The following is a 15602-nucleotide window of genomic DNA, read 5'->3' on the forward strand; positions in this document are numbered from 1 at the left end:
TCCAGCTGATCTTCCAGGACCCGTTCGCCTCGCTGAACCCGGTGCACACCGTGCGCTACCACCTGACCCGCGCCCTGAAGATCCACGACCGGGCCCCACGGGCGTTCGGGTCGTCCTACGTCGTTCTGCGGGTCCGTGCGTCAGCCCAGTGCGAGCCACGCCACCGCGCCGAGGACGACGACGACCGCGACGACCGCCGCGATCACCCCGACTCTCGGCCCGGACGAGGTCGCGGCCGGCTGCGCCCGGCGCTGCGGCTCGCCGTCGTCGACGAAGGCGCGGAACATCTGCGTGCTGCCCGCCGGATCAGGGGTGCCCTCGGGGCCCGGCTGAGGGGCGTGGGGGTTGTGTGCCATGGGGCAGGACCCTAGCGAACTCGGGCCTTCCGCCCAACCCCCGGGCCGCCCCGCACCCCGTCCGGCCAGGGGCACAGAGCGAGGAAACCGGGCTTGACCGGGACCCTACGGAGGCTTTTGCGTTCCTTTACTTCTGCAAGCCCGTTTTCGTTTGCCTGTAGCAACCAACGGCTTTTATGGTTGCCCTAAGCAACAACATAGGCATCAGTGCGTTGGGGGTACCGGTGGCCGCACGGAGTCGGTACGAGGAACTGGCCCGGCAGCTCAGCGCCGTCGGGGCCGTCAAGCGCGGACTCGCCCGCGCACTGCCCTCGGAGTGTCCCGGTGGCTCCGCCGCCGTGCTGACGCTCCTGGACCGGCACGGCGAGATGCGGATCAGCAGACTCGCCGAGCTGATGGCCGTGGACCTCTCGGTGACCAGTCGCCACGTGGCCCATGTGGCCGAGCACGGCTGGATCGAGCGGTCCCCGGACCCGGCGGACAAGCGGTCCCGCATCCTGCGGCTGACCCCCGGCGGTCGCGCGCAGCTCGACGAGCTGACGCGGCGGACCACCGAGATGTTCGCCCGCAATCTTGTCGACTGGTCCGACGAGGACGTCGGCCGGCTCAACGCGCTGCTGTCCCGGCTGCGCGACAGCTTCGCCTGTCGCAGACCCGGTGGCTGTGCCCCCGGTAGCCACTCCGGCGAGTGCCGGAACGGGCTCGGCGACGACGCGTACACCCGTACACCTGTGTAACAGAAGCAAATACGCACGGATAAGGAACTCAATGGCTACGACCACACCGACCGGTGTGCGGGGCGGCCACGCCAAGCACGGGGGTCACGGAGGCCACAGCGGCCCCGGCGCCTTCGACGGCACGCCGATGACACACCGGCAGATCATGGAGGCGCTGACCGGGCTGCTGCTCGGCATGTTCGTCGCGATCCTGTCGTCGACGGTCGTCTCCAACGCCCTGCCCGAGATCATCTCCGACCTCGGCGGCGGGCAGAGCGCCTACACCTGGGTCGTCACGGCCTCGCTGCTGGCCATGACCGCCACGACCCCGCTCTGGGGCAAGCTCTCGGACCTGTTCAGCAAGAAGCTGCTGGTCCAGATAGCCCTGATCATCTACGTCCTCGGATCGGTCGTCGCCGGCCTGTCGACCAGCAGCGGCATGCTCATCGCCTGCCGCGTCATCCAGGGCATCGGCGTCGGCGGTCTCTCCGCCCTCGCGCAGATCGTGATGGCCGCGATGATCGCCCCGCGCGAGCGCGGCCGCTACAGCGGCTACCTGGGCGCGGTCTTCGCCGTCGCCACCGTCGGCGGCCCGCTGCTCGGCGGCGTCATCACCGACACCAGCTGGATGGGCTGGCGCTGGTGCTTCTACGTGGGTGTGCCGTTCGCGGTCATCGCCCTCGTCGTGCTCCAGAAGACCCTGAAGCTCCCCGTCGTCAAGCGCGAGGGCGTCAAGGTCGACTGGACCGGCGCGTTCTTCATCAGCGCGGCCGTCTCGCTGCTGCTGGTCTGGGTGACCTTCGCCGGGGACAAGTACGACTGGCTGTCGTGGCAGACGTACGTGATGGTCGCGGGCTCGGTCCTGCTCGGCCTGATCTTCGTCTTCACCGAGTCGCGGGCCAAGGAACCGATCATCCCGCTGCGCCTCTTCCGCAACCGCACCATCACCCTGGCCTCGATCGCCTCGCTGTTCGTCGGTATCGCGATGTTCGCCGGCACGGTCTTCTTCAGCCAGTACTTCCAGCTGGCGCGCGGCAAGTCGCCGACGATGTCCGGCGTCATGACCATCCCGATGATCGCGGGCCTCTTCCTCTCCTCGACCATCTCCGGCCAGGTCATCACCAAGACGGGCCGCTGGAAGGCATGGCTGGTCAGCGGTGGCTTCCTGGTCACGGCGGGGCTCGGACTGCTGGGCACCATCCGGTACGACACCGAGTACTGGCACGTCGCGATCTACATGTTCGTCATGGGTCTCGGCATCGGCATGATGATGCAGAACCTGGTCCTCGCCACGCAGAACCAGGTCGCCCCCGAGGACCTCGGTTCCGCGAGCTCCGTCGTCACCTTCTTCCGGTCCCTCGGCGGCGCGATCGGCGTCTCCGCGCTCGGCGCCGTCCTGGGCAACCGTGTCACCCATTACGTGCAGAACGGCCTCGCCGCACTCGGCCCCGAGGGCGCCGCCTTCGGTCACGGCGGTACCGGCGGCGGGGGCATCCCCGACCTGGACAAGCTGCCCGAGCCCTTCCGTACGGTCATGGAGGCCGCGTACGGACACGGCGTCGGCGACGTCTTCCTGTACGCCGCCCCGTGCGCACTGGTCGCCTTCATCGTGACGCTCTTCATCAAGGAGGTCGCCCTGAAGACCAGCGCCGGGAACGACAGCCGGGAGACCGACCCCGTGGAGGCGGAAGTTCCGGCTGCCGTCGGCGCCACCGCTCTCGTCTCCGAGGGCGCGGCCGGGGCCACCTCCATCGACACGGCCACCGTGGCTGACGAAGCCCCGTACGACAGTGTTCCGGGCACCCCCGTACACGGAGTGGTGCGCGGCGCCGAAGGGGCTCCGGTCCCCCGTGCGGCCGTCACCCTGATCTCGCTGGGCGGCCGTCAGCTGGGGCGTTCCGTCGCCCGGGGCGACGGCGGCTACACCCTGGACGCGCCGGGCTCCGGCAGCTACGTCCTGATCGCGTCCGCCGACGGCTTCCAGCCGCAGGCGTCCACGGTGGTCGTCGGCGAGGAGCCGCTGGCCTTCGACATCCTGCTCTCCGGTACGAGCGGACTGGCCGGAACCGTACGGGCCGCCGAGTCCGGAACGCCGGTCGAGGGCGCGATGGTCATCGTCACCGACGTACGGGGCGATGTCCTGGCCACCGGGACGTCCGGCCAGGCCGGGGAGTTCACCTTCGGCGAGCTGGTCCCGGGCTCCGTGACCGTCGCGGTCAACGCGGCCGGGTTCCGCCCGCTGGCGCTGCCGGTGGAGGTCGGCGGCCAGGGTGTCACCCGCGTCGAGGCCGCACTGCGGTCCGGCGCGCTGGTGCAGGGCGTCGTACGGGCCGGGTCCGCCCGGAACCCGCTGCCCGACGCCCGGGTGACGCTGATCGACGCGGCGGGCAACGTGGTCGCCACCGCGACGACCGGCGAGGACGGCGCGTACGCCTTCACCGACCTGGACACGGGCGACTACTCGGTCATCGCGACCGGCTACCCGCCGGTGGCGGGCGCTCTGACGGTGACCGGTACGGGAGTCGACGGGCACGACATCGAGCTCGCCCACCCGGGTGAGTGACCGGTCCCGCGGACTGATCCCTCCAGTACGTGCGCGCGTGCACCTATAGGGAAGCGCGTGAACACGTGAAGGGATCGCGAAGACCCCTGGTCGGACGGCACTTCTTGCGGAGAGGCTGTCGCGACCGGGTGGAAATGGGCCACGGCGGTGGGTACGGCAGGCAGGGGACGGCCTGCCGTGCCCGCCCCGGGGCCCGACTCATGTGACCCGGGGTCATGGAGCTAGGAGAGAGATACGGATGGGACTTCGCGCACAGGTACGGACGCGGGACGGCTGGGCGGTCCAGCACGCCGTCGTGACGGTCACCGACACGACCGGCACCCAGGTGCTGCGGGCCGCGGCCGACGAGGACGGGGCCGTCCGCACGGACGGGTCCCTGCCGGCCGGCGCGTACACGGTGATCGTCACGGCGGTCGGGTACGCCCCCGCCGCCTCCACCGCCCTCGTCACGGCGAGCGGCCGGATCGAGGGCGGGCAGATCGTGCTGGCCCGCCAGGGCGGGGTTCAGCTCCCGCCACCGGGCGCCTGGTCGCTGGACCCGGCCCACTCCTCGGTCGGCGCGGTCGCCCAGCACCTGGGGATCTCCAGCGTGCACGGCCGGTTCACCGAATTCGGCGGCCGGATCGCGATCGCCGAGGACGTCTCCCGCTCCCGGGTCGACGCGGTGATCGGCGCCGCCAGCATCGACACGGGCAACGGCATGCGGGACAAGCACCTGCGCTCGTCCGACTTCCTCGACGTGGACCGCTACCCGGAGATCACCTACCGCTCCGCCGGCCTCACCCCGGCCGGCCCCGACCGCTGGACGGTCCACGGCGAGCTGACCATGCACGGTCTCTCCCGCCCGGTCGACCTGGACCTCACCTACCTCGGCACCGGGCCCGACCCGTGGGGCGGGGTGCGCGCCGCCTTCCACGCCACGGCCGAGCTGCGCCGCGACGACTTCGCGATGAACTACAACCAGGTCGTCCAGGCGGGCATCTCCGCCATCGGCACCACCCTGCGCGTGGAGCTGGACATCCAGGCGGTCCAGGGCGAGGCGCTGCCCGGGTAGCCGGACAGCCGGGTGGGGATGCGGTGGTTCGCTGCCCGGGCGGGGCTCGTGGCCGGTCGTAGGGTGGTGACCATGGCTCCCCACATCGCGACCAACACCGCCGTGAACCTCGATGAGTTGCTGGCGTTCGTACGGCCCCGGCACCGGGCGATCCTGCTGACCGCCCGGGCCGACGGCCGCCCCCAGGGCTCCCCGCTGACCTGCGGGGTCGACGACGCGGGCCGGATCGTCATGTCGACGTACCCGGAGCGCGCCAAGACCCGCAACGCCAAGCGCGACGAGCGGGTCAGCGTGATCGTCCTCTCCGACGCGTGGGACGGGCCGTGGGTGCAGGTCGACGGCGTGGCGGAGGTGCTCGACGCCCCGGATTCGGTCGAGCCGCTCGTCGAGTACTTCCGGAACATCTCCGGTGAGCATCCGGACTGGGACGAGTACCGGGCCGCCATGGTGAAGCAGGGCAAGTCGATCATCCGGGTCACCCCGGAGCGCTGGGGACCCGTCGCCACGGGCGGCTTCCCGGCCCGCCTGGCGCCGGGCCGGTGATGCGCGCGGTGGCGGGGGTGCCCGCGCCGGAACTCCTCGGGCGGGCCCGGCTGCTGGTCGCGCCCGAGCTGAGCGCCCCTCTCGTACGGGAGCTGGAGCGGATCACCGGTCGTGGCGCCGAGCCCCTGGGGGGCGGGGAGCCGGCCGGTGGTCCTCTCCTCTGCGTGGGGGCCGAGCTGCCTGATGCACTGCCTACCGACCGGCTGCTCTGGTTCCACAGCGTCAACGCCGGTACGGATCCGCTGCTCGCCGCCGGGCCCTGGCCCGCCGGGGCGCTGCTGACCCGGACCGTGGGGCGGATGGGCGAGCGGATCGCCCAGTACGTCCTGGGCTGGGTGCTCGCCGAGTGCCAGTCCGTCCCCGAGTACGCCGCCCAGCACGCCCGGGCCGAGTGGCGCCGCCTGCCCTCCGAGCTGGTCGCCGGGCAGACCGCCCTCGTCTACGGCACCGGGCACATCGGCGGAGCCGTCGCCGCACTGCTGCGCGGCTGTGGCGTGCGCACGGTGGGCGTGGCCCGCTCCGCGCGGACCGGGCCGCCTCCGCCGGGCTTCGACCGGGTGATCGGGGCGGACGAGGACGCGGAGGAGCTGGCCGGGGCGCGGTGGGTGATCGCCGCCCTGCCGTTGACCGGGACGACGGAGGGCTTCTTCGGGGCGGGCCGGTTCGCGGCGGTGCGGGGCGCGACGTTCGTCAACGTGGGCCGGGGCGCGACGGTGGACCTGGGGGCGCTGGAGGCCGCGCTGCGGGGCGGTGGGGTGCGGCGCGCGGTGCTGGACGTGCTGCCCGAGGAGCCGGCCGCGCCCGGCGACCCGGTCTGGCGGCTGCTCCGTACGGTGATCACCTCGCACTCCGCGGGGATCACCGCCGACGAGGACGTGGCCGGGGACTTCGCCGCCTGCTGGGACGCCGTGCGGGAAGGGCGCCACCCCGAGCTGACGGTGGACGTGGAGCGCGGTTACTGAGCAGCTGTCGTCGGGGAACCCGTCCGCTCGCACATCGTCTCGATGCCCGCGATCAGCAGGTCCAGCGCGAAGACGAAGTCCCGCTCGCGCATCTCCTCGACCGTGTCCCCGCCCCGGGCCGCCATCAGGTCGTCGGAGGTCTCGACGATCTTCCGCAGGTGCGGCTGGGCCCGGATCGTGCCCATGGCGTGCCGGTGGTACGCGTCCTGGGTGAGCCCGGTCGCGTCGCACCGCGCCTTGAAGTGGCCCTCGACGGTGCCGAATCCGTACACGAACTGGAAGACCGCCGCGAGCGCGCCCGTCTGCCGTTCCAGGGGCAGGCCGGTGGCCCGGATGACATCCATGACGGCGGAGGAGAACAGCATCGAGTTCGGGCCGATGTTGAGGAAGGTCCCGGCCAGGGGGGAGATCCAGATGTGGCGGACGATCAGCTCGCGGTAACTGCGGGCGAGCTCGCGCAGCCGCTCCCGCCAGCCGGTGTCCTCGGGCGGCGGGGCGATCTCCGCGTAGACCGAGTCGAGCGCCAGCTCCAGGAGGTCGTCCTTGGTGTCGACGTACCAGTAGAGGGACATCGCGGTGACGTCCAGTTCGGCGGCGAGCCGGCGCATGGAGAACTTGGCGAGGCCCTCGGCATCCAGCAGCCGCACCGACGCCTCGGTGATCCGGTTGCGGTCCAGGCCCGCCGGGGACTCGGTCCTGCGGGTCCGCGAAGGGGTCCGTCGGTCGAGCCACACGCTGGTCCGCGGGGGGTTCTTCACACGGTCGGACGCGGACACCATGGCGCACTCTCCTCGTCTTGCGGGCACCGGCCCGCCTGTACGGTCCCGCCCTGCCCTTGCCGGTGGGACGGGCCGTACCGGACGTCAACGGTCCGGTACGCGCGTCCCCTCCGATGCTATGCCGCCGGTCCCGCGGAGTCTGCCCGGCCTCCCGCCATCTCAGCCGCGCCGCCCGACTCGGTCTTCCCGGCCGTCGTCTCCGCGTTCCCGCCCGACTCGGTCTTCCCGGCCGTCGTCTCCGCGTTCCCGGCCGTCGCTGCCTTCCCCGACGCTTCCGTCCTTCCGGCCGTCTCGGTCCGTTCGGCCCGGCGCAGCAGCATCGCCGCGAGCAGACCGCCCGCCAGCACCGCGACCGCGCCGACCAGCTGGCTGGCCTCCAGGCCCGACGCGAAGGCGTCCTTGATGGTCGCGCGCTCACCCGGGCCGTCGGCGGCGGCCAGAGCGGCCGGCAGCGAGGCGGCGCCGACGGCGGCCGGTACGAGGGCGGCGAACCGGATGTTCAGGACCGCCCCGAGCACCGCGACGCCGAGCCCGTTGCCGAACTCCGCGAGCGTGCCGTTGATCCCCGCGCCCACCCCGGCCTTGGCCGGCGGAATGGCGCTCATGATGGCGTTGGCCATCGCGGGCATCGCGAGGGAGATCCCCGCGCCCATCACGACCAGGCCGAGCAGCATCCCGGTGTACCCGTCGCGCCCGAGCACCGCGATGGCCCCGAGGCCGGCCGCCAGCGCGCTCATCCCCGCCGCGATCGTGGCGGGCGTCCCCATCCTCCGGACGAGCCGGGCACCCAGGCCCGTCAGGTTGAGGGCGACCACGGTGAGCGCCATCGGCGCCGTACGCAGACCCGCCTCCAACGGCCCGTACCCGAGAACGAACTGAAGGTGCTGCGTGAGCAGAAAGAGGGAGCCGCCCATGCCGAAGGCAACCAGGATCGCGCCCGCCACCGCGCCGATGAACTTCTGGTTCCGGAAGAAGTGCATGTCGAGCATCGGGTGCGGGATGTGCAGCTCCCACAGGACGAACCCGGCGAGCACGGCGACCCCGACGAACGCCGTGAACAGCACCCGGCCCGACGTCCAGCCGTGTTCGGGCCCGGAGATGATCGCGAACACGACCGCGGTCATCCCGATCGTGGAGAGCAGCGCGCCGAGCAGGTCGGGCCGCTCCCCGCGCGGGTTCTTGAACTCCGGTACGAGCCGGACGACGGCGACCAGGCCGATCAGGGCGACCGGGATGTTGATGAGGAAGATCGCGCCCCACCAGAAGTGATCGAGTACGATCCCGCCGACGAGCGGCCCTGCCGCGAACCCGAGGGAGTTGACGGTCGCCCAGAGGCCGATCGCCTTGACCCGCTCGGAGTCGTCGAAGATCTGGACGACGACGGCGAGGGTGGTGGTGATCAGCAGGGCGCCCCCGATCCCCATGCCGGCGCGGGCCGCGATGAGCTGGCCGGAGGACTGCGCGAGGCCGGCCGCCAGCGAACCGATGCCGAACAGGGCGAGGCCCACGACCAGCATCTTCTTGCGCCCGTAGCGGTCGGCGGAGCTGCCCGCGGTGAGCAGCAGACCGGACTGGACGAGCGAGTAGGCGTTGATCATCCACTGCACGTCGGCGGTGGAGGCGTCCAGCTCCGTGGTGAGGGAAGGGATCGCCACGTTGAGGACGGTGTTGTCGAGCAGCACGGTGAGCTGGGCGAGACAGATGACGCCGAGGATCAGCCAGCGCTGCGGGTGCCCTTGAGGGGCGAGGTCGTTCCGCGGTGCGGCGGGCGCCGTCATGCTGGCTCCTGGGTCTCCGGCGCGGCTTGAGGCCTTGCCGGATCGATGGTTCTACGGTGTATAGGACGTGAGCGTTGTACACCGTAGAGCACTCCCTGTACGGCGTACAACTCCATACGGCCTGTGCGCCGCCACCCCTGCTGACCGGAGAGCCATGTCACTGCGTCGCCGTATCCGTCTCCCTCACCTGCTCCTCATCACGGCCCTGTCGGGCGCGTTACTCGGACCGCCCGCCGCCGTTGGGGCGCCCTCCCGCACCGTGCCGCTGCGCGTCGCCACGTACAACATCCACGCCGGTGCGGGCATGGACAACGCCTTCGATCCCGACCGAACGGCGGCCGGACTGCGTGCGCTCCAGGCCGATGTGATCGGCCTTCAGGAGGTCGACCGGCACTGGGGTGCCCGTAGCCAGTGGCGCGACCTCGCGGGTGAGCTGGCCGAACGGCTGGGCATGTACGTGTACTTCGCGCCGATCTACAGCCTGGACCCTGCCGGACCGGGCGGGCCGCGGCCGGAGTTCGGGGTGGCGGTGCTGTCCCGGTACCGGATTGTGAGCGCCGAGAACCACGAGATCACCCGTCTCTCGACCCAGGACCCGAACCCGTCCCCCGCCCCCGCTCCCGGGTTCGGCGAAGTCGTCGTACGGGTGAAGGGACAGCCCGTGCACGTGTACGTGACCCACCTCGACTACCGCCCGGACCCCGCCGTACGGGTCGCCCAGGTCGCCGACACCCGGCGGATCATGGCCGAGGACCGGGGCCCGAAGATCCTGCTCGGCGACTTCAACGCGGAACCCGGGGCCCCGGAGCTGGCCCCGCTGTGGAAGGAGCTCACGGACGCCGATCCGGGGGCGCCGACCTTCCCGGCGCAGGACCCGGTCAAGCGGATCGACTACGTGGCGGTGTCGAAGGCGGCCCAGGTGCGGGGCGTGTGGGTACCGGAGAGCGTCGCCTCGGACCACCGGGCGGTCGTGGCGGACCTGGTGCTGCGGGGGCGATGAGTCCGGAGACTCCGGAGCCTCCTGCACCGTCACACCTCTCTTTCTGCGGCCGCGCCGCTTTCTTTCGGCCACCGGATACGTCTTACAGTCCGAGCAGCGCTCACGGACCGCTGCCCACGGGGGGACGCACCAAGGAGGGCGGACTCACGACCGAACACGCGGTAGCTCGCCGGAGGCCTGACGGACGACGGCCGGCGGGTGCTGAGCGCCGAGTCGGTGCGCCAGATGGTCACCGACCACCTGACTCCGGCCCAGCGCGCCGAGAGCGCCCTGTTCACGGAGGGCCAGGGCTGGGGGTTCGGCGGCTCGGTGGACGTCGAGATCGCCGCCCCGTGGAACGTGCTGGGCCGCTACGGCTGGGTCGGCGGCACCGGCACCACCGCCCACGTCGTCCCGTCCACGGGCACGGTCTCCGTCCTGCTCACCCAGATGGAACTGGCCGGGCCGACCGCGCCCCGCGTGATGCGGGAGTTCTGGACGTACGCGGCCGGGTTCTGAGCCCGGCCGCGTACGCCACGTACGCCCTCCGCCGTCGCCCTCCGTACCGCCGCCCCAAGTCCACCGGGCTGTGCACTGTTCCCCGGGCTATTCACCGGGCTTGATCAGATACCCCGCTCCGCGCCGGGTGTGGATCATCGGCGTCCGTCCGGCGTCGATCTTCTTGCGGAGGTAGGAGATGTAGAGCTCGACGACATTGGCCTGGCCGCCGAAGTCGTAGTTCCAGACCCGGTCCAGGATCTGCGCCTTGCTGAGCACCCGGCGCGGGTTGCGCATCAGGAACCGCAGCAGCTCGAACTCCGTGGCGGTCAGGTGGATCGCGTCCCCGCCCCGGCTCACCTCATGACTGTCCTCGTCCAGCACCAGGTCCCCGACGGTGAGCGTCGACCGGCTCCGCTCGGCCGCGAGCGTCGTACCGGAACGGCGGATCAGCCCGCGCAGCCGAGCCACGACCTCCTCCAGGCCGAACGGCTTGGTCACGTAGTCGTCGCCGCCGGCCGTGAGCCCGGCGATCCGGTCCTCCACGGCGTCCCGGGCGGTGAGGAAGAGGACGGGCACGTCGGAGTGGTCGCGCCGGAGGCGGCCCAGCACGGAGAGCCCGTCCATGTCCGGGAGCATCACGTCGAGTACCACGGCGTCCGGGCGGAAGTCACGGGCCGCGCGGAGGGCCCCGGCCCCGTCAGCGGCGCTGCGCACCTCCCAGCCCTCGTACCGCAGGGCCATCGAGAGCAGCTCGGCGAGCGGCGCCTCGTCGTCCACGACCAGGACGCGCACGGGCGTACGGTCCGGCCTGAGCAGTTCGGTACGCCCCTGGGGCGCGGTCGTCGTCGTCATGGGCACCAGCCTGTGAGGCGCCCGTGAGAGAAGCCTGACCCGTTTCTGTGAATTGCCTGAGAAAGCGGCGCGGCCTCTATGAGGGATCACCGAACAAAGCCTCCGCGTTGCCGTAGCAGACCGCCCGCAGCCAGTCGTCCCCCAGCCCCAGCCGCTCCAGCACCTCCAACTGGTGGACGTACGGATACGGGATGTTCGGAAAGTCCGTCCCCAGCAGGATCCGGTCCCCGAGATCGGCGAGCCGCCCTCGCTGGTGGGCCGGGAACGGGGAGAGCCGCTCGCTGAAGTCGGTGAACGCCATCGTCGTATCGAGCCGCATCTCCGGATACGCCTGCGCCAGCGCCAGGAACTCCGCGTACTCCGGCATCCCCATGTGCGCCACGATCAGCCGCAGCCGGGGATGGCGCGCGAGGAGCCGCCCGATCGGCTCGGGCCCGGTGAACCTCCCCGGCGCGGGCCCGGACCCGCAGTGCATCACCACCGGCACCCCGGCCTCGGCGAGCAGCCCCCACGCCGGCTCCAGCAACGGGTCGTTGGCGTCGTACGCACCGACCTGGAGGTGCGACTTGAAGACCCGCGCCCCGTTCTCGACGGCCTCCTTCACATACAACTCCACGCCCTCCTCAGGGAAGAGGGTCGCGGTGTGCAGGCAGTCGGGCACCCGGGCGGCGAAGCCGACGGCCCAGTCGTTCAGCCAGCGGGCCATGCCGGGCTTGTGCGGGTAGAGCATGGAGGTGAAGCGGAGCGCCCCGAACGACCGCAGCAAGGAAAGCCGTTGCTTCTCCTCGTACCGATAGGTGATCGGCCACTCCAGACCGGTGAGCGGCCCGGCGGAGTCGAAGTAGGCCCACACCTTGCGCAGGACCTGCTCAGGCATGAAGTGGGTGTGCACGTCGATGATCCCGGACAGCCCGAGCCGCTCCCAGAACCGCACGACGTCATGGCTCTCGGCTTCCACGCGCGCTCCTCGCAGAATGGACCAGGGCAGGGTCAGAACAGTCCACCCTGCACGCCGCCGCCCCCGATGTCGATGAGGGGGACGCGTACGTCCCCGGTCCCGTCCGCCGGAACCGCCGCGAGTTCCCACCCGGTGATCAGCCGCGTGTCCAGCACGACCACGCCACCACTCCCGTCCACCGCCAGATGAAGGTCGGGCCCGGCGGCAGCCACCAGCCGCCCCGCCACCACACCCCCGTCGACCAGCTCACGCACCGACCGCGTGGCGCGGGGCGCAGGGTCCAGCCCGAAGATCCCCCCGTGATCGACCACGTCGAGAGGGAGCCGCTCCAACGACTCGGGCCACCCGTGCCCCTCCAGCTCCGCGGCCCGCCCGTACAGCTCGGCCACCTCCCCGTACCGCTCCTCCACGCCGGGGAGTTGCCCGCGTACGGCCCGCTTCCTGGCGTACGGGATCCGGTCCGGCACCCCGAGGGCGGCCCGGAGCACCTCCTCGGTCCGCCGGGCGGCCATCAGGGGCCCGCGCCCCAGCCAGGTGAAGACCACGGCCCCCTGCTCCCGCAGCCGCGCGGCGCCCCGCTCCTCCCGGGTGATCCCGACCTTGACCATGCCGGGCCCGAACCAGGCGAGATAGACGCGGTACGTCCGCGGGTCGTCCAGCAACGTGTCGGCGGCCACCGAGTGGGCCCGGTCCAGCCGCGCACACTCCGGGCACCGGGCCCCGGTACTGCGCACGGGCACCACGGCCCCCAGCGGGCACACGTTCCCCCGGGCCCCCACACAGTGCCGCTCCCCCACCACCCGGAACCCGAGCCCACGCCCGTACGCGAGAACGCTCACCCGCCGCTCCCGGCCCTTGCTCCACCCCAGCTGCGGACCATCCCCCGGCCACGCGACCCCGGTACACCGCCACCCGAAGGCCACCCGCACTCCGCTCTCTCCACCAGGCCCCGACGAGGCCGGCCCGCACGTCTCCGCGCAGGCTAACGGGCGCCGTGGGCGAACCCCTGCGCACCACCGGCCGGGCCGGTCGGCGGGCCACCTCCGACGCCCTCGATCCGCTGCCGCACCCCGGCCATACGGCGGACGAAGCGCCGGTTGAACCAGACCATCCACCCCAGGAACGCGGCACCGAACGCGAGCCCCCACAGGCCCGCCCCCACGTTCCCGGCGGCGACCCAGAACGCCGGAATCCCGAAGAAGACCAGCCCCAGGAGCGGGAAGGCCCACCACCGATTGCGCCGCAGCTTCTCCTCCCGGCGCCCGATCAGCCGGATCATGGCAGCCTGTTCGGCCGGACCCTCGGGCAGCTCGCCGTTCTTCGCGATACGCCGCTCCAGCTCCGGCACGCGCGCGGCATCCGTCCCCACCGCCCGGGCGTCACGACGCCGGCGCCGCATCACGTACCACGTCATGAACCCGGCGTAGACGATCCCGCCGACCAGAATCCCCGGCCACCCCGACCACCCGTCGAAGGCGAGCCGGATCCCGACCCACACAACCAGCACCAGCAGCGCCACCGCCCACCACCGGTCCTGCCACCGCTGCACCTGGCCGTGCCCTTGCGACCCCATCGGTAACCTCCGCGCCGGGCGCGCCCATCACGCCCCGTGCGGTTCCGGTTACCCCGGCACCCGGCAGTGATGCGGCGGGCGCTGCACGCCCGCGCAGCGGCTCAACGGGGGTCCGGCTCGCAGGCGATGCCGTCGCCGTCCGCGTCCAGATGGTCCCCGTACCCGGGGTCGCCCGGGAACAGCGGCGTCACCGTGGCGTCCTCCGCCGCATCGCAGTTCTCGTAGTAAGTCGCCCCCGGCTCGTCGCTCGACGTGGTCCCGTCCTCCGGACCCGTCACTTCCCGGACATCCGCAGCCGTGATCACACCTGAGCGAACCGTGTAGGTCCCCTCGAAGACCTTGAGGCTGCCGTCGGTCTGGAGCGCCTCCAACTCCGCCCGGACCGTGTCCCCTTGCACGCCGAGGACCCGGACGGTGTCACGCTCCGTCCCGGCGAAGCCGTCGACGAAGGCGTCGTAGTCGCCGGCGAGGTTCTTGCCGCCCAGCTCCCAGGCCTCCCGGTAGTCACGGGCGTTGATGGCGTCGAAGTAGGCGACGACGGTCGCCTCCGCACCCAGGGAACTCGACGTGGAGGGCGCCGGAGGCTGCGCGCTCTTCCTCGGGGAGGACGCGCTCTTCTCCGGCGAGGCGGTGACGGTGCTGGTCACCGTGGCGGTCACCTCGGCCGGAGCCGAGGACGTCGAGGCGGGGGCGGCCACGGAGGTGGAGGCGGTCGCCACACCGGTGCCGGAGCCGCCACCCCCGGCGCACGCCCCGGCACCGACGATCCCGACGGCTCCCACGACCACAGCACAGCCCGCACTCCGCAAACCCGACCGAAGAAGCCCGCTCACGCCCATCACCTCGCCGAGGAGCCCCGAGAGGAGCCCCGTGCGGAGCCCCAGTCCCTTCCAGCTTCCTCCCAGCCGGACGCCCCCGCCCCTCGATCTTGGAGAACAGCTCAGGCGCGGTCGGGGGAGTCCCGCCCCGCCCGTCGGCCTGCGTAACGCCTGTGCGACTGGAGCGCGGTCCCCACCGCCATCGACACCCGCATGAGCACAAGGCCGACGGCACGGAGGGGACCCAGTGGCCAGTCCTCCTCCCGCCCGGCCAGGGAGAACCCGCCGAGGGACACCACCGACCGCACACCCCGTCAGCACCCGCCGGAGGGCCCCGCACCGCGGCACCCACAACGGGCCGGCCGACACCGGTGCCGAGCTCTTCCTCCGCCACGACTGCCCGCCGATGACGGCGACCAGCGAACCCTCCCGTCATCAGGAGCACGCCGTGCGCCACATCCGTCACCGGGCTCCGCCACTTACTCGCTCATCCGTGCTTCGCCCGTGACAGGTGCCGTGCCAGTGGCCGGAGCGGGCATCGCCTGCCCCTGGCCGAGCGGGTCCCGCGAGGGCTCCCCGATGGTCAGCCTGTACTCCGCGCCGACGGAGAAGCCGGTCGACCGACCACTGATCTTCAGGATGTGCTGCCCGGCCCAGGTGCGGGCAGTTGGGCCCACAGGCCGCTCCCTGTGGCGGTGAAGCACTCCGCCACTCCTGTGACCGCGTTCCCCTCCAGCCCTCGCACGGTGATCGGTTCGCCTGCGTAGACCTCCGGTTCGACCGGCATGCCATCCAGGAGCGCGGACCCCTCCGCATCACGCATGAAAGCCAGGCAGTCCTGCCCGCTCCCGAACATGTTCACGAGCGGGAACACGATCGGGCGCCCTTCCGGAACCGTGCACGCGCGCTTGACCTCGCCACCGGAGGTGCCCGCCAGGAACCAGACGTCCTCCGGCTGATTTCGGTCGCAGGCGCTTCCGTCCTCGTCGGCGACGGGGTTGGCCTCCTCGGGCTCGGACGCCGCCCACGTCCACCACCTGCCCTGCAACTCGGCGGAGGTGGACACCGGTTCCGCCGCCGTCGACATCGCCGGGCGCAGGCCCGCCGCCGAGACCACCGCCAGGACAGCAAGCCCGACGACTCCCCACGTAGATCTCATACGTCCCCTGG

15 protein-coding genes and 1 pseudogene are annotated in these 15602 nt (G+C 71.9%); 7 read left to right on the forward strand and 9 right to left on the reverse strand.

The features are described from left to right. Positions 1 to 140: 140 nt before the first annotated feature. On the reverse strand, positions 141 to 356 hold the full coding sequence (locus tag ABZ154_RS14445; RefSeq protein WP_109164564.1) for a hypothetical protein: 216 nt from the start codon (positions 354 to 356) through the stop codon (positions 141 to 143). Between the two features lie 224 nt (positions 357 to 580). Between ABZ154_RS14445 and ABZ154_RS14450 the strand changes: the two genes are divergently transcribed. From ABZ154_RS14450 to ABZ154_RS14470, 5 genes are all read left to right on the forward strand, one after another. Next, on the forward strand, positions 581 to 1093 hold the full coding sequence (locus ABZ154_RS14450) for a MarR family transcriptional regulator (protein WP_356832395.1): 513 nt from the start codon (positions 581 to 583) through the stop codon (positions 1091 to 1093). Between the two features lie 31 nt (positions 1094 to 1124). Continuing rightward, the gene (locus tag ABZ154_RS14455) at positions 1125 to 3635 is read left to right on the forward strand and encodes a DHA2 family efflux MFS transporter permease subunit (RefSeq protein ID WP_356832397.1); all 2511 of its coding nucleotides are present in this window, start codon (positions 1125 to 1127) and stop codon (positions 3633 to 3635) included. Between the two features lie 238 nt (positions 3636 to 3873). Continuing rightward, complete coding sequence (locus ABZ154_RS14460) at positions 3874 to 4689, forward strand: YceI family protein (RefSeq protein ID WP_356832399.1); 816 nt, start codon at positions 3874 to 3876, stop codon at positions 4687 to 4689. 72 nt (positions 4690 to 4761) lie between these two features. Continuing rightward, positions 4762 to 5232: a PPOX class F420-dependent oxidoreductase gene (locus tag ABZ154_RS14465; RefSeq protein WP_356832401.1), complete on the forward strand. Its 471-nt coding sequence runs from the start codon at positions 4762 to 4764 to the stop codon at positions 5230 to 5232. Next, positions 5232 to 6194, forward strand: a complete 963-nt coding sequence (locus tag ABZ154_RS14470) for an NAD(P)-dependent oxidoreductase (protein ID WP_356832403.1) — start codon at positions 5232 to 5234, stop codon at positions 6192 to 6194. The genes ABZ154_RS14465 and ABZ154_RS14470 overlap by 1 nt, the downstream gene beginning before the upstream one ends. Here ABZ154_RS14470 and ABZ154_RS14475 read toward each other — a convergent pair. Both ABZ154_RS14475 and ABZ154_RS14480 read right to left on the reverse strand, forming a co-directional pair. Continuing rightward, positions 6188 to 6973 carry a TetR/AcrR family transcriptional regulator gene (locus ABZ154_RS14475; RefSeq protein WP_356832405.1) on the reverse strand — a complete coding sequence of 262 codons (786 nt, stop codon included), beginning with the start codon at positions 6971 to 6973 and terminating at the stop codon, positions 6188 to 6190. The genes ABZ154_RS14470 and ABZ154_RS14475 overlap by 7 nt on opposite strands. A gap of 116 nt (positions 6974 to 7089) precedes the next feature. Next, a complete protein-coding gene (locus ABZ154_RS14480) occupies positions 7090 to 8751 on the reverse strand; it encodes an MFS transporter (protein ID WP_356832407.1) in 1662 nt (553 codons plus the stop codon). Between the two features lie 154 nt (positions 8752 to 8905). Between ABZ154_RS14480 and ABZ154_RS14485 the strand changes: the two genes are divergently transcribed. Continuing rightward, positions 8906 to 9751: an endonuclease/exonuclease/phosphatase family protein gene (locus tag ABZ154_RS14485; protein WP_356832409.1), complete on the forward strand. Its 846-nt coding sequence runs from the start codon at positions 8906 to 8908 to the stop codon at positions 9749 to 9751. 165 nt (positions 9752 to 9916) lie between these two features. Further along, positions 9917 to 10249 (forward strand): annotated as a pseudogene (locus tag ABZ154_RS14490) (serine hydrolase); the annotation flags it as partial. An 87-nt stretch (positions 10250 to 10336) separates the two neighbouring features. Here the strand turns inward: ABZ154_RS14490 and ABZ154_RS14495 are convergent. The 6 genes from ABZ154_RS14495 to ABZ154_RS14520 form a co-directional block, all read right to left on the reverse strand. Then, positions 10337 to 11083, reverse strand: coding sequence for a response regulator transcription factor (locus tag ABZ154_RS14495; RefSeq protein ID WP_356832411.1), 747 nt, complete (start codon positions 11081 to 11083; stop codon positions 10337 to 10339). 76 nt (positions 11084 to 11159) lie between these two features. Further along, positions 11160 to 12041 (reverse strand): amidohydrolase family protein, encoded by an 882-nt coding sequence (locus ABZ154_RS14500; RefSeq protein ID WP_356832413.1) that lies wholly within the window; start codon positions 12039 to 12041, stop codon positions 11160 to 11162. A gap of 32 nt (positions 12042 to 12073) precedes the next feature. Beyond that, positions 12074 to 12964, reverse strand: a complete 891-nt coding sequence (locus tag ABZ154_RS14505; protein ID WP_356832415.1) for a DUF2797 domain-containing protein — start codon at positions 12962 to 12964, stop codon at positions 12074 to 12076. A 59-nt stretch (positions 12965 to 13023) separates the two neighbouring features. After that, a complete protein-coding gene (locus ABZ154_RS14510) occupies positions 13024 to 13614 on the reverse strand; it encodes a hypothetical protein (protein WP_356832417.1) in 591 nt (196 codons plus the stop codon). A 101-nt stretch (positions 13615 to 13715) separates the two neighbouring features. Then, entirely contained in the window at positions 13716 to 14396 is a 681-nt protein-coding gene (locus ABZ154_RS14515) for an excalibur calcium-binding domain-containing protein (protein ID WP_356832419.1), read from the reverse strand. A gap of 670 nt (positions 14397 to 15066) precedes the next feature. Further along, a complete protein-coding gene (locus tag ABZ154_RS14520; protein ID WP_356832421.1) occupies positions 15067 to 15591 on the reverse strand; it encodes a signal protein in 525 nt (174 codons plus the stop codon). Positions 15592 to 15602: the final 11 nt, after the last annotated feature.

Source organism: Streptomyces sp. NPDC006261, from assembly GCF_040613515.1.
Lineage (GTDB): Bacteria > Actinomycetota > Actinomycetes > Streptomycetales > Streptomycetaceae > Streptomyces.

Bases quoted from the DNA above. Each gene is read 5' to 3' on its own strand.
- ABZ154_RS14460 (WP_356832399.1), top strand. From the start codon at position 3,874: ATGGGACTTCGCGCACAGGTACGGACGCGGGACGGCTGGGCGGTCCAG.
- ABZ154_RS14465 (WP_356832401.1), top strand. From the start codon at position 4,762: ATGGCTCCCCACATCGCGACCAACACCGCCGTGAACCTCGATGAGTTG.
- ABZ154_RS14495 (WP_356832411.1), bottom strand. From the start codon at position 11,083: ATGACGACGACGACCGCGCCCCAGGGGCGTACCGAACTGCTCAGGCCG.
- ABZ154_RS14475 (WP_356832405.1), bottom strand. From the start codon at position 6,973: ATGGTGTCCGCGTCCGACCGTGTGAAGAACCCCCCGCGGACCAGCGTG.
- ABZ154_RS14485 (WP_356832409.1), top strand. From the start codon at position 8,906: ATGTCACTGCGTCGCCGTATCCGTCTCCCTCACCTGCTCCTCATCACG.
- ABZ154_RS14480 (WP_356832407.1), bottom strand. From the start codon at position 8,751: ATGACGGCGCCCGCCGCACCGCGGAACGACCTCGCCCCTCAAGGGCAC.
- ABZ154_RS14510 (WP_356832417.1), bottom strand. From the start codon at position 13,614: ATGGGGTCGCAAGGGCACGGCCAGGTGCAGCGGTGGCAGGACCGGTGG.
- ABZ154_RS14470 (WP_356832403.1), top strand. From the start codon at position 5,232: ATGCGCGCGGTGGCGGGGGTGCCCGCGCCGGAACTCCTCGGGCGGGCC.
- ABZ154_RS14520 (WP_356832421.1), bottom strand. From the start codon at position 15,591: ATGAGATCTACGTGGGGAGTCGTCGGGCTTGCTGTCCTGGCGGTGGTC.
- ABZ154_RS14445 (WP_109164564.1), bottom strand. From the start codon at position 356: ATGGCACACAACCCCCACGCCCCTCAGCCGGGCCCCGAGGGCACCCCT.
- ABZ154_RS14455 (WP_356832397.1), top strand. From the start codon at position 1,125: ATGGCTACGACCACACCGACCGGTGTGCGGGGCGGCCACGCCAAGCAC.